This is a genomic window from Mesorhizobium sp. M0145 (assembly GCF_040322355.1).
Taxonomy (GTDB): domain Bacteria; phylum Pseudomonadota; class Alphaproteobacteria; order Rhizobiales; family Rhizobiaceae; genus Mesorhizobium.
Map to the genome: position 1 here is coordinate 18425 of NZ_JAMYTK010000004.1, position 12869 is coordinate 31293.

Sequence of the window (12869 nt, forward strand, 5' to 3'; positions counted from 1 at the left end):
ACCGAGGGCGAGCGAACTTCCGCTTAGGGTAAAGCCACCAGGACAGCTTCAGGCGGAGCCATCACCTTCAGCACCGCTTCGTGTCGTACTGCTGGCTGGAGACGCCCCTCGTTGACGGGCACGGCCGGCCTTCGCCTTACGGCCGCGCCAGCCGCGATCCGAACGGACGAAGGCTTCCAGCATGTGCGGAATCAGGGCTGCGGCGTCCACGGGTTCGTAGAGCCGGCTGTGTTCGGCTGCATACTGGTCGAGTTCCTCCTTGAGCGGTTCCGACAGGGAGATGGTCATGCGGACGACGCCAACCTTCGGCAGCCGACCGAGCCTCAGATCCGGCATGGTTCACCTCCTGCTTGTGAGACAAAGACATGTTGACTGTTCAGATAATCGACATAGGCAACGAGGTCGCGATCAACGGCGGCAGGCAGTTCGACGGTGATCTTGACCGGACGGTCATCGGGAATGGCGGAAAGTTTCAGCTTGGTCATGATGGATCCTTTGGCGTGCCGTAAGGCACAAGAAGAAGGTCGCGATTGACAATCACGCGAACCGGGAAACCGGGCCGCACGGTGAGCGTAGGCTGGACATTGAGCTGATTGCGCACGAGCTGCTGGCCAATATCGGAGGCCGAATCCTGAGCGCTTTCGCGGATGGCCTTGGCGATTTCGCTTTCGTCGTCGCTGGACCCAAGCGATGTCCCAATGCCCAGCAATGTCGAGAGTGCTGCGGCCCGGAACATCTGGCCCCAATGAAGGTCGACCTCGTCCTCCAGCCCGGAAAATCCTTCAGCGTCTGCGCCCTGCTGGCGCTCCAGCACGATCGAGGTGCCGTCAGGCATGATCAGCCGGTTCCAGACCAGCAGCACGCGCGACTGGCCGAAGGCGACGTGGCTGTCGTACTGGCCGATCAGCCTCGCACCCTGCGGGATCAGGAGATGGGATCCTGTCGGGCTGTCGTAGACATTTTCCGTGACCTGAGCGGTGATCTCGCCGGGCAGGTCGGAGCGGATGCCGGTGATAAGGGCAGCTGGAATGACGCTGCCGGCTTGCACCACATAGGGCGAGGCCTTCTCGGCGAGCCGATTGGGGCTGACTGTGCGACGGTCTGGCTCGGCATTGACGAAGGCCAGCTTGCGATCCTGCACGTTTTGCGCGGCGCCAGGATCGATCGGTGGCGACCCCAGCGGCGGAGTCAGACCAGATTGGGTGACCGGTTCTATGACTCTGGTGCCAGCATCCTGTCGTGCGGGACCAGGTCTCGTGTTCGTATCGGTGAAGAGCTTCGCCACGCGTGCGGCCTCGATCTCGGCCAGTCGGCGCTGCTCCTCCGGATCTGCGCGCGGTCCACTGACGTTGGACGCCCCAATCGGCTGGCCGCGCTCCTGCGCACGCAAGATCGGCCGGCCCAAATCGCCAGGCAGCGCGGGGCCGAGTTGCGGAACACCGGCATAGTCCTTCGGCAGCTTCTGTAGCCCGTCGGCCGTTGAGCGGTTTTCGGTGGTGAAGAGCTCGGGCGGCTGTTCGGTTCCGCGCTCTCTGGTGTCGAGCGCCCAAATCAACGTGCCGAGGATCGCAGCGCTGGCAACTCCACCAACGCCTATCAGCACCTTGCGCGACAGTCGCGTGACCCTGGCCGGTTCGGGCCGAAGGCGCAGTTCCGCTCGAATGTCCTGGTTGGGTGCATTTGCAGGGTCGCTCATCGGAACAGCCTCGTGCTGGGCGAGGTTCGTTTGCCGTCCGTGCGCACGATGCGGACGCGCTTTTCGCTTGTTTTGTCACCGAGCCTCAATTCAGCGGCGGCAAACAGCCGATCTACGACGTAGTAGTTCTGGCGAGCACGGTAGTTGACCAGCTCCGAGCCGCCCGATGGGCCGATGACAAAGAGCGGCGGCATTTCACCTTGCCCTATGCCCGACGGGAACTCGATGTAGACTTTTGCACCGTCATCGAAGGCGCGAAGCGGCCGCCAGGGCGCCATGTCGCCTTCGATGCGATAGCGAAAATTGAGTTTCTGGATGTCGACGCCGGACGCGACCGGCTGTGCGGCGGAAGCCTGCGCGTTCTGGCGCCGCAGCGCAATCAGCTGGTCCTGCGGGTACTGCCAGGAGACCGAAGCCATGTAGGTCTTTTCGGTCGAGCGGAGCTCGAGATGATAGGTGCGGCGGTCGCTGTTTATGATGAGGTTGGTCTGCAGATCCGGCCGTGTCGGCTTCACAAGAATATGGACCTGCTGGCGCTCCCCTGTCCCACTTTGCGTATCGCCGATGATCCAGCGCACTGTGTCACCTGCGGCGACTGGCCCGGAGCCGACAAGCTGCTCGCCGGGCTGCAAGGCGATGTCGGTGACCTGGCCGGGTGCGGCGTAGATCTGGTAGAGCGCGCCCTCACTCCAGGGATAGAGCTGGATGGCATTGACGAAACCGCCGCGAACCGGCTGCATGCGTGCGGCCTCATTGGCCTGGCTGATCCGCTGCTTCGGATCGGCTGGCTCCGGCTTCACCTTCGTGGCCTCTACTGGTTTCAACTGACCAGGCAGTGGAAGCGGTTTCGGCACTTCCACCACTTTGACCGGACCAGGCGGCTCGACCCTGCGCACCGCAGGCACCGCATCGTCGTAGGCGATTTCCGGCGGAATGTATTTTTTCGAAGCACAGCCGGCGAGCGCCGTTGCTGACAGCAGTGCCAGGGCAAACATACGCGCCCTGGGCCCATTGCGCATGGCCGGTCTCGCCAATGTTCGTGCCGCAGACATCATGAAAGCTCCTTCGACCAGTTGATGGCATTGACGTAGACGCCGAGCGGATTGGCTTTCAGCCGGTCGGCGTCGCGGGTTGGCTGGATCACGACTGTGAGGATTGCGGTCCAGCGCTCGGTGCCGGCCAAGGTGCCGTTCTCGTAGCGGCGCTCGATCCAGGCGACGCGGAAGGAATCCGGCGAAGCACGGATGACGCTGGAAACCTCGATGGCCATCTGGAGTTTGCCCACTTTGGCAAAAGGGTCGTTCAAGCGAGCATAATCATTGAGGGAAATGGCGCCGCGGTCTGTGGTGTAGTCGTAGGCGCGCAGCCAGTTTTGGCGGACGATGACCGGGTCGGCCGGAATGCTTCTGACCTCTTCGATGAAGCGGGCCAGATGCCAGGCGATCTGCGGATCGGTCGGCCCATAGTCGGCAACGGCCGGAGCGACAACCTGCGCTTCGCCGAACTTGTCGACCTCCACCACCCAGGGAACCACTGAGCCGCGCGTCGACTGCCAGACCAATGCGGATGCAAAACCGCCGGCCAGGACGAGCGAGCCGAAGGCCATCAGCCGCCAGTTTTTCGCCTGGACGCGAGCCGAGCCGATGCGCTCGTCCCAAATCTGGGCTGCACGCTGATAGGGTGTCTCGGGTTGAGGCGTTTTTCCGTAACGAACAAAAGGGCGTCTAAAGGGGGTCATCGGCGGTCGTCCTGATCGAGGGAAACATTCATCGAGCCGCCCCCATCATCACTTGAGTGGACCGAATGGGCGGCGATACTGGCGCCGTGGCTCATGGCCTGGCTGCGCTTCATGCGTTTTGCCCATGCGGGCGGGGCGTCGGAACTGGTTTCGGAGGTCGACCAGTCACCGGAGGAAGCCGTTCCCGACGATCGCTCTCCACTCGTCGCAGCCCAAGCTGCCAAGCGGCCGGCCTCGTAGCTATCGGACAGAGCTGAAGCGGCGCGCGACATTGCTTGCTTGACGGGTTGAACGGCAGCGCTGGCACCAGCCTTTGCGACACCCGCCATGCCGGCGGCGACTGAGCCTGCACCACCTCTTCCAGACGTGGCTGCGCCAAGTTCCCAGGCGGCCGAAGTGCTGCCGGCCAGGTGCGCGCCGCCGCGTGCGGCTGCTGCCGACATACGCCCGCCTGCACTGAGCCCGCCTGCTGCGCCGCTCGATCCGGCGCGGGCACCCATAGCGCCGGCCACGCCAAGGCCGCCAGCGACCAGGCTCGTGCCAACAGCGGCACCTGCGCCCAGTTGCGGGGCACCGGAGACCAGCCCCGTCGCAATGCCGGGACCGAAGATCGACAATCCCATCAGCGACAGAGCGCCCAGGACAAGCGACAGCGCATCCGTGATTGTGGGCTGTTCGGCGCCGAAGCCTTGGGTGAACTCGCCGAACAGGCCCGAGCCGATGCCGACGATGACGGCAAGGACCAGGATCTTCACGCCGGAGGCAACGATGTTGCCGAGCACTTTTTCGGCAAGGAAGGCGGTCCGGTTGAACAGCGCAAAGGGGAGCAGCACAAACCCGGCAAGCGTCGTCAGCTTGAATTCGACCAGCGTGACGAAGATCTGGACGGCCAGAAGAAAGAACGCAATCAGTACGATCGCCCAGGCGATCATAAGCACTGCGATCTGGACGAAATTCTCGAAGAACGAGACGTAGCCCATCAGTTGGCTGGCGGCTTCGAGGATCGGATTGCCGGCATCGATGCCGACTTGTGCGACGCGGCCCGGCTGCAGCAATGCCGAGCCTGAAAGTGCCGAGCCTCCAGCCTTCAGGCCGAGCCCGGAAAAGCTCTCGAAGACGATCCCGGCCAGACGATTGAAGTTGCCGATGATGAAGGCAAAGAAGCCGATATAGAGCGTCTTCTTCACCAGCCGATGCAGCACGTCCTCATCAGCACCCCAAGCCCAGAACAGGCCGGCCAGTGTGATGTCGATGACAATCAGGGTCGAAGTAAGAAACGCGACTTCCCCACCGAGCAGACCAAAGCCGGAATCGATGTAGCGAGTGAAAGTCTCGAGGAAGCGATCGATCACGCCGGTGTCGTTCATGGCGCCACCGTCTCCGGATTGAGCCGGTCTTCCGCGCGAGAGGTCGTCGGCGGTTGGGGCGGCGGCAGGCGCCTCGTGTCTTTTTCGATCGACGGAGCCGCATTTGGCGCTACGGGACGAGATGGCCGCAGGAAGCGTCGGCGGCTTTCAGCCCAGGCTTTCCTGCAGGTGTCGTCGTCAATCGCCGCCATGCCACTGTCCCGGCATCGGGCAAGTTCGACTCTTGCCGGCTCGCCGCCCGGATGTGCGGAGCGCGGGGAGGACGCGTCCCGCGAGCCGTCGCCGCGCAACGCCATGAAGGCGGCGGTCATGGCGGCGCCAAGGGCAAGAACGGCTGCTATCCGGGCGGCGATCTTGAGATCCATGCGATTCTCGCCTCAGTCGTGGAACATTTTTACCGATGACGGGCTGTAACTGCGGTCCGTCATGAAACGGCTGAACTGTTCGCGTGCCTGCTCCTGCGCGGCTGCCCTCCTCGCCTGCTCAAGGGCCTCGGCCCTTCCTTGTGCGGCCAGCATCGCGGTGAGATCGGCAACTTGCTTGGCCTGCACGGCAAGAAGCTGGTTGCCGGCCTGCGTCGCCTGCAGCACGCCGACAGCCGATTGGCTGGCGCTGACCAGCGCACTCGTCTGCTCCTGTGTCCCGGCGATGTTGTCGACTGCGATGGCGCCGGTTTTCAGCGAATGCTCGAAGGCAGACACCGAGGTCTGCCAGCGTTGATGCGCACCCTCGACAAGCTGCTGGCTGGAGAGATCCGAACCGAAATTCGTGTAAGTGGAGGCAAACTGGCTCTCGATCTCCTGGACGCTATAGGCCAGCTTCTCGGCTTCGCCGAGCAAGCTCTTCATCTCGGAAAAATTGCCCTCGATCTGGCCAAGCAGCGAGGTTGGCAGCGAAGTGAGATTCTTCGCCTGGTTGATCAGCATCTGCGCTTCGTTTTGCAACGAGGTGATCTGGTTGTGGATCTGCTCCAGCGCACGCGATGCCGAAAGCAGGTTCTCGGCGTAGTTCTTTGGGTCGAACACGATCAGTGCCGATGCTGGTGCCGATGATAGCGCCGTCGCGACGACGATTGCGCCGGCTGCCGCCATGCGACGGATACGGCGACCTGCAAGAACGGAATTCATGAGGGAAGCTCCTTTGTGGATCGGTCGATCACGTTGGTGAGACCTGGGATGAGGTCGGCCGCCCAGGAGAGACCGCGCTCCGCTAGCCAGGCCTCGAGGAAATGCTCTCGGCCGGCCTCGACGATTGTCCGGTCGATCGCGGCCTGGTCTGATTTGGACGATGTGGCGCAGAGCGCCAGCGCGATCGGACCGAGTCCCAGTTCGAACAGACGGTTGCCGCGGCGGCTTTGACAGTAATAGTCGCGCTTCGGTATCGCCCGGGCGATGATCTCGATCTGACGATCGTTGAGACCAAAGCGTCGATAGATCTCGGCGATCTGCGGCTCGATAGCGCGCTCGTTCGGCAAGAACAGCCGCGTCTGGCAGCTTTCGACGATTGCCGGCGCGATTGGCGATCCGGCGATGTCCGAAAGCGACTGCGTGGCGAAGACCACGCTGGCGTTCTTCTTTCTCAGCGTCTTCAGCCATTCGCGCAGCTGGTCGGCGAAACCGCCATCGTCGAGCGCCAGCCAGCCCTCGTCGATGAGCAGCAGTGTCGGCCGGCCGTCCATCCTCTGCTCGATGCGGTGGAAAAGATAGGCAAGCACCGCGGGAGCAGCACCCGTGCCGATCAGGCCCTCGGTTTCGAACGCCTGGACGGAGGCTTCGCCGAGACGCTCATACTCGGCATCAAGCAGCCGGCCAAAAGCGCCGCCGATGCAGTAGGGACCAAGCGCCTGTTTCAGCGGCGAGGACTGCAGCAGCACGGACAGGCCAGTCAGCGTCCGTTCGTGGACGGGCGCAGAAGCCAGCGACGTCAGCGCCGACCACAGATGTTCCTTGACCTGCGGCGTGATGGGCACGCCTTCGCGCAGTAGAATGTCGAAAAGCCAGTCGGCCGCCCAGGCCCGCTCCGGCGTATGATGGATGCGGGCAAGCGGCTGCAGCGACACGGTGTCAACGTCGTCCGACAGATCGGTCAAAGTGAGCAAGGGCAACGGATCGTCAGACCCTTGCCCGCTTGCGGTATCGCTTCCGAGATTGTGCCAGTCACCATTCATGGCGAGTATGGCCGCGCGGATTGAGCCGCCGAAATCAAAGGCAAAGACCTGGCTGTTTTCGTAGCGCCGGAACTGAAGCGCGATCATCGCCAACAGGACCGACTTGCCAGCGCCCGTCGGGCCGATGACGAGGGTGTGGCCGACGTCGCCGACATGCAGGCTGAACCGGAACGGTGTGGCGCCCTCCGTTCTGGCGAAGAACAGCGGCGGCGCTCCAAGATGCTCGTTCTCGATCGGACCTGCCCAGACCGCGGAGAGCGGAATCGTGTGCGCGAGGTTGAGCGTGGAAAGCGGCGGCTGGCGAATATTGGCATAGACATGGCCAGGAATACCGCCCAGCCAAGCTTCGATAGCGTTGACGCCTTCGGCGATACAGGTGAAGTCCCTGCCCTGAATGATCTTTTCGACCAGACGCAGCTTTTCGTCGGCGATCGACGGATCGGCATCCCAGACCGAAACGGTGGCGGTGACATAGGCTTCGCCGATCTGGTCAGAGCCCAGGTCCTGGAGCGCCGCGTCCGCATCGGCCGCCTTGTTGGCGGCGTCCGTGTCGACGAGAACGGATGCCTCGTTGGTCATCACCTCTTTGAGGATCGCGGCGACGGATTTCCGCTTCGCGAACCACTGACGGCGTATCTTCGTCACCAACTTGGTCGCGTCGGTCTTGTCCAGCATGATCGCCCGCGTCGACCAGCGGTAGGGGAAGGCAAGGCGATTAAGATCGTCGAGAATCCCCGGGAAGGTCATCGTCGGAAACCCGGTGATGGTGAGTGTGCGCAGATGCGCATCGCCAAGCCTCGGCTCTAACCCGCCGGCCAACGGCTGATCGACAAGCAGAGCATCGAGATGCATCGGCGTTTCTGGTACGCGAACGCGATGCCGCTTGGTCGAAATGGTGGAGTGCAGGTAACTCAGCGTCTCGCCATCATCGAGCCAGTCAGCTTCGGGAACGAAGCCCTCGATGAGGTTGAGCACGCGGTCCGTGCGATCGACAAAACTCTTCAGGAGCTCCCACGGATCGACACCGGTCTTTTGCCGGCCTTCGTAGAGCAAGCTCTCCATTCGCGACGCTTCCTCCGCAGGAGGCAGCCACACGAAGGTGAGAAAGTAGCTGCTTTCAAACAGCACACCGGAGTCTTCGAACTGTTCGCGACGCTCGATGTCGAGAAGTGCGGATGCGCAATCCGGGAACCGGCTGTCTGGGTAGCCGCTGGCAGGATTGCGCTGGGCTTCGACAAAAAGTGCCCAGCCGGAGCCGAGCCGACGCAGCGCGCCGTTGAGCCGCGCGGTCGTGCCGACGAGCTCCGCCGGCGTCGCGGAGTCCAGATCCGGCCCGCGAAAACGCGCCGTCCGTTGAAAACTGCCGTCCTTGTTGAGCACCACGCCCGGCGCTACCAGGGCAGCCCACGGCAGATAATCGACGAGGCTGGCACTCTTCTTTCGGTATTCCGCGAGGTTCATCATGGCGAAACCTCAACATCCGAAATGCGTGGGATAGCGCAGGTGGCGGCGAACCACATCGACGAATTGCGCATCGCGCTTTGCCGCCCAGACGGCCACGAGATGTCCGACCGCCCAGATGATGAGCCCCGCGATCCACAAGCGAAGCCCCAATCCGATCGCGCCGGCCAGCGTGCCGTTTGCGATGGCGACCGCACGCGGCGCGCCGCCGAGCAGGATCGGTTCGGTGAGCGCGCGATGCACCGGCGCGAAAAAGCCACGGATCTCCTCATCCATCAGATCAGAGCTCCGCCACCGAAGGAGAAAAAGGACAGAAAGAACGAACTTGCCGCGAAAGCGATCGACAGCCCGAAGACGATCTGGATCAGCCGGCGAAATCCGCCCGACGTGTCACCGAAGGCGAGCGACAAACCGGTGATGATGATGATGATCACCGCCACGATCTTGGCGACTGGCCCCTCGATTGACTCAAGGATTTGCTGAAGCGGCTCCTCCCAGGGCATCGAGGAACCGGCAGCATGGGCGGGCGCAATCGTAATGATCGCGGCGGTCGCCGCATACGACAGCTCCACGGCAAGTTTGCGGATAGCCGATGAATTGAAGCGGATCTGGGTCATTCTGAAGCTCCATAGGGAGAGTGGCGATTCACGGTCGTTGTGGTCTCGAAATTTGCTTCCAGGGTGCGGTAGTCGCCGGTGGCCGGATCGAGCCCGTCGACCAGGGCGATCTCGACGAGCCGGCGCGCTGAGCCGCGGCCAGCGAGAACTGCGATGAGATCTATGGTTTCGCCAATCAGTGCGCGCGGAACCGTAATGACCACCTCCTGCACGAGCTGCTCCAGTCGCCGCAGTGCGCCAATGGCAGAATTGGCGTGGATGGTGCCTATGCCGCCGGGATGGCCAGTGCCCCAGGCCTTCAACAGATCGAGCGCTTCCGCACCGCGTACCTCGCCGATCGGAATGCGATCGGGCCGAAGGCGTAACGACGACTTCACCAGATCGGAAAGCGAGGCGACACCGTCCTTGGTGCGCAGCGCCACAAGATTGGGCGCAGCACACTGCAGCTCTCGCGTATCCTCGATCAGCACGACGCGGTCGGCGGTTTTAGCGACCTCCGCCAGCAACGCGTTCACGAGCGTGGTCTTGCCCGTCGACGTGCCGCCGGCCACCAGCACGTTCTTCCGTGTCTTCACGGCAAGCTGCAGGACGCCAGCCTGGGCTTCGGTCATGATGCCGGCGGCGACATAGTCTTGAAGCGTGAACACCGCGACTGCCGGCTTGCGGATGGCGAAGGTTGGCGCCGTGACAACAGGCGGCAACAGACCCTCGAACCGTTCGCCGGTCCCGGGCAGTTCGGCCGAAACGCGCGGCGAGCCCGAATGCACCTCCGCACCGACATGGTGCGCGACCAGCCTGACGATCCGTTCGCCGTCGGCCGCGATCAGTATTTCATTGCTTGCAACGAGTCCTTCGCTGAGACGATCAACCCACAGGCGACCGTCGGGATTGAGCATCACCTCGACAATGGCTGGATCGTCAAGGAAGCCTGCGATCGCCGGGCCGAGGGCGGTGCGCAGCATGCGCGCGCCGCGCGATACCGCTCCCTTGCTGGCATGATGGTTGGTCGCCATGCGGGGTCCCCGTTTCTCGCCACGAACTGATTCGTGGCGCGGTCGGGGATCATTAGAAAAGGCAGGAGCGCCGGCCTTGCAACAAGCAAAACCGGCGATCGTGGAATGACGTGCAGAGACTTGCGAAATGCGGTGCGGCGACCGCGATAGCTCAGCAACCGGTGCCCGACTGGCTATCTCCGCTCCAGCAGAACCAGCCGGCTATATCTAGGGCCGCAAGCGAAGCCCGATTGGGAAGTCATTATTGGCATCGACGTTCCAAGGATCGGCTCGACGTGCATGTTTTGCCGTCCGGCGAGGCGTTCTCGGTGGGTATGACCATGCCGGGGTGGAGGCTCTGGTTCGGCGATTGGCAGCCCTTTCGCCGGCCGTTGTCGGATTGGAGTCGACAGGCAGCTTCGAGAGACTGGCGGTCGCCGCCTTGGCAGGCAACGGCCTGGCGATTGTCATGATCAATCCGGCGCGAGTGTAGGCGAGGCTAGCAGGTTATGTTGAAGAGCCTAGAGAACTATGGTGGAAATTGCCAGAAAGGTAGATTTTTGGAGTTTCTCGTGTCCCTGAATATCAAAAATCCGGCCACCGTTGCTCTCGCCGATGAACTCGCACGCCGCCAGGGTATCAGTAAGACAGCAGCCATCCATCAAGCCCTTAGCGAGCGCTTGCATCGCTTGGGCTTTGGAGAGACCGCTCAGGAGCGTCTGCTGGCAGAATTGCGCGCCATCCGAGAAAGAGTGGCACGATTGCCTGAACTGGATACTCGCAGCGACGAGGAGATCATCGGGTATGACGAGCATGGAATCCCTAACTGATGGTGATCGATACCTCAGCTGTTGTAGCGATCCTTCGGAGCGAGCCTGAGGCAGCAAGGCTGGAACGAGCGCTGGTCTCCGACCCAATCCGACTGGTCCCGGCAACCGGGGTGCCCGAGGCACGCATGGTGCTGGTCAGCAGGCGCGGCGAACACGCATTGGCCGAGATCGATCTTTGGCTGCGCAAAATCGAGGCCGACATCATTCCTGTCGACTCCGAATTGGTTGATCTGGCGACCCAGGGTTGGCTGACCTACGGCAAAGGCCACCACCCGGCGGCGCTAAATTTTGACGATTTCCTGTCCTATGCTTTGGCAAAGCGTGCAGACGAACCGCTGCTTTTCATCGGCAAAGACTTCTCCCAAACGAATATCGAACCGGCATGAGCACGAGACTCTAGGATCATCGGCTGTCTCCAGCTTGAACCCTGTAATAGCGCCAATTAGTTTCGATCCTGTCGGCTGGGCCTGCATCAAGGGGTGTCGTGCCAATTGGTCCCAAAGCAGAGCAATCTGACGTCTTTCGTCCCTCCGATCTGGCGCTGCTGGGCCGCGTCTTCGATCGGTTGGAAGTTGAGGGCCAATCCAGCCGGCCAACATGTTGCTCAGACATTCACGGCCGCGACGCTGGTTGTGCGAACAAATGATGGGCCTCGTCGAAAACCGCCCTTGGGAGGACCCGAAGCTCGCTTGCTTCGTAGGGGAGATGCTCGAGATACTGCGTCGTCAGCCGGGCAACCACTTGCGCTTGGGCCAGGTCGCGACGGCGCTTGATTGGCTCGCGATCAGCTCGTTTTGAGACCCAGAATTTGTGAGCGGCAAAAATACGCGGATCGGGTGCCACGAGCCGTAACGGTCCGCCTTTTTCATCGATGGCGATTGCTTCGAAAGCAGGGGCATTTTCCAACCATGCCAGGCCGGCGATCTCGGCGGCCACCAATTCGTCGTCAGCCTTCCCGATAGTTTCCCGGCTCGGCTTCCATGCCGGGTTTGCGAGCGGTTTGATCAGATCAACGAGATATCCGTCGCGGTTCACCGCGCGGAATGTGGCGGATGAACGCTCGAAAGACCGATCGACCTTGCGCAAAAGGTTGATGAGCGCTCCATCTTCGACGTTGGCGCCAGACATGATCCTGAGGGACTGGCGCGAGTCCATGAGGAGATCGATATCTTGCGTCGATGTGATTCCGGGATCCACGAACACTCCGGCCGCCGCCTCATAGGCGTAGATCGCATTCGTGCCTGCAATACGAATGCCTTCCCCGAGAAGACCGGCGTTATCGATTGCTCTGATAATTCTTGCGGCGATCAGGGGAACACGCCCAAGCCGGAGCGCGCGATTGACAGCAGATTGGCGCTCCATCTGCTCCTGTCGCGCAGAGAACGTTTCTTGGGCGGACGCGCGAGCTGCTTCCCAATCCGCCTTGACAGCTTCGCTCGCCGGCGAGCGCCGACCCTCTGCCTTTTGGTGTCGTACGCCAGCGGCGTCGTAGTAGCTTCGCATCAAATGGTCGATGCCGTTCACGGTGTGCCAGACGAGGGATCCCCGAAAGCTCTTCGCCTTCCTTTGGGCCTCTTTAAGCGCAATGAAACGTTGGTCGGAATTGACTTTTTCCCGACGCTGATCGTTATTTAATTCAACAAAATCAATCAATTCAACAGTTACCATACGTTTAGCTCAGAGCTGTTGCAAGACACAATAGGCGGCGGAGCGCCCGATTGCAACAGCTCTCACGTGATTCCACTGCGACTGTTGAAGTAACTGTATTAATTAAAAAATATGACGACGGAGCGGCTTTTCTACGGCAGCGCAGTCGAAGCAAAAGCGCCGCTCGAACGCGGTCTTCGCTGGTTTTATTCGATCCCCAGACCGGGCCGGTGCAAACGGTCTGAGAAAAGCTACCAATATGGCGATGGTGGTCATTCGTCACCTCAAGCCGATCCGCTCGATTTGCAACTCCGCGGATGTCGTGACAAAGCTCCCTTTCCCCCGGCTTGGAAG

General features: G+C 61.8%; 15 protein-coding genes. 2 read left to right on the plus strand and 13 right to left on the minus strand.

Annotated features, from left to right (window positions below; genetic code table 11):
• Positions 1-48: 48 nt before the first annotated feature.
• Genes NKJ28_RS09080 through trbB form a run of 12 tightly spaced genes read right to left on the minus strand, consistent with a single transcriptional unit; the run spans position 49 to position 10059 of the window.
• The gene (locus NKJ28_RS09080; RefSeq protein WP_352572196.1) at positions 49-336 is read right to left on the minus strand and encodes a DUF2274 domain-containing protein; all 288 of its coding nucleotides are present in this window, start codon (positions 334-336) and stop codon (positions 49-51) included.
• Complete coding sequence (locus tag NKJ28_RS09085) at positions 324-485, minus strand: DUF2274 domain-containing protein (protein ID WP_502902166.1); 162 nt, start codon at positions 483-485, stop codon at positions 324-326. Before NKJ28_RS09085 ends, NKJ28_RS09080 begins: the two co-directional genes overlap by 13 nt.
• Positions 482-1696 carry a TraB/TrbI/VirB10 family type IV secretion system protein gene (locus NKJ28_RS09090; protein ID WP_352635096.1) on the minus strand — a complete coding sequence of 405 codons (1215 nt, stop codon included), beginning with the start codon at positions 1694-1696 and terminating at the stop codon, positions 482-484. The genes NKJ28_RS09085 and NKJ28_RS09090 overlap by 4 nt, the downstream gene beginning before the upstream one ends.
• On the minus strand, positions 1693-2715 hold the full coding sequence (gene trbG / locus NKJ28_RS09095) for a P-type conjugative transfer protein TrbG (protein ID WP_352635098.1): 1023 nt from the start codon (positions 2713-2715) through the stop codon (positions 1693-1695). Before trbG ends, NKJ28_RS09090 begins: the two co-directional genes overlap by 4 nt.
• A 32-nt stretch (positions 2716-2747) precedes the next feature.
• Positions 2748-3434, minus strand: coding sequence for a conjugal transfer protein TrbF (gene trbF, locus NKJ28_RS09100; protein WP_352635100.1), 687 nt, complete (start codon positions 3432-3434; stop codon positions 2748-2750).
• Positions 3431-4801 (minus strand): P-type conjugative transfer protein TrbL, encoded by a 1371-nt coding sequence (gene trbL / locus NKJ28_RS09105; RefSeq protein ID WP_352635103.1) that lies wholly within the window; start codon positions 4799-4801, stop codon positions 3431-3433. The genes trbF and trbL overlap by 4 nt, the downstream gene beginning before the upstream one ends.
• Positions 4798-5166, minus strand: a complete 369-nt coding sequence (gene trbK-alt, locus NKJ28_RS09110; protein ID WP_352635105.1) for a putative entry exclusion protein TrbK-alt — start codon at positions 5164-5166, stop codon at positions 4798-4800. The genes trbL and trbK-alt overlap by 4 nt, the downstream gene beginning before the upstream one ends.
• A 12-nt stretch (positions 5167-5178) precedes the next feature.
• A complete protein-coding gene (gene trbJ / locus NKJ28_RS09115) occupies positions 5179-5928 on the minus strand; it encodes a P-type conjugative transfer protein TrbJ (RefSeq protein ID WP_502902167.1) in 750 nt (249 codons plus the stop codon).
• Positions 5925-8432 carry a conjugal transfer protein TrbE gene (gene trbE / locus NKJ28_RS09120; protein ID WP_352635107.1) on the minus strand — a complete coding sequence of 836 codons (2508 nt, stop codon included), beginning with the start codon at positions 8430-8432 and terminating at the stop codon, positions 5925-5927. Before trbE ends, trbJ begins: the two co-directional genes overlap by 4 nt.
• 9 nt (positions 8433-8441) lie before the next feature.
• A complete protein-coding gene (locus tag NKJ28_RS09125) occupies positions 8442-8705 on the minus strand; it encodes a VirB3 family type IV secretion system protein (RefSeq protein WP_023679160.1) in 264 nt (87 codons plus the stop codon).
• Positions 8705-9046 (minus strand): TrbC/VirB2 family type IV secretion system protein, encoded by a 342-nt coding sequence (locus NKJ28_RS09130; protein ID WP_352624541.1) that lies wholly within the window; start codon positions 9044-9046, stop codon positions 8705-8707. Before NKJ28_RS09130 ends, NKJ28_RS09125 begins: the two co-directional genes overlap by 1 nt.
• Positions 9043-10059 carry a P-type conjugative transfer ATPase TrbB gene (gene trbB / locus NKJ28_RS09135; RefSeq protein ID WP_352635109.1) on the minus strand — a complete coding sequence of 339 codons (1017 nt, stop codon included), beginning with the start codon at positions 10057-10059 and terminating at the stop codon, positions 9043-9045. Before trbB ends, NKJ28_RS09130 begins: the two co-directional genes overlap by 4 nt.
• A 551-nt stretch (positions 10060-10610) precedes the next feature.
• On the opposite strand from trbB, the gene NKJ28_RS09140 reads away from it, so the two are divergent.
• On the plus strand, positions 10611-10868 hold the full coding sequence (locus NKJ28_RS09140; protein ID WP_352502877.1) for a type II toxin-antitoxin system VapB family antitoxin: 258 nt from the start codon (positions 10611-10613) through the stop codon (positions 10866-10868).
• The gene (locus tag NKJ28_RS09145) at positions 10868-11254 is read left to right on the plus strand and encodes a type II toxin-antitoxin system VapC family toxin (protein WP_352635111.1); all 387 of its coding nucleotides are present in this window, start codon (positions 10868-10870) and stop codon (positions 11252-11254) included. The genes NKJ28_RS09140 and NKJ28_RS09145 overlap by 1 nt, the downstream gene beginning before the upstream one ends.
• 226 nt (positions 11255-11480) lie before the next feature.
• Here the strand turns inward: NKJ28_RS09145 and NKJ28_RS09150 are convergent, their stop codons facing one another.
• Positions 11481-12536 (minus strand): GSU2403 family nucleotidyltransferase fold protein, encoded by a 1056-nt coding sequence (locus tag NKJ28_RS09150; RefSeq protein WP_352635112.1) that lies wholly within the window; start codon positions 12534-12536, stop codon positions 11481-11483.
• Between the last annotated feature and the right edge of the window lie 333 nt (positions 12537-12869).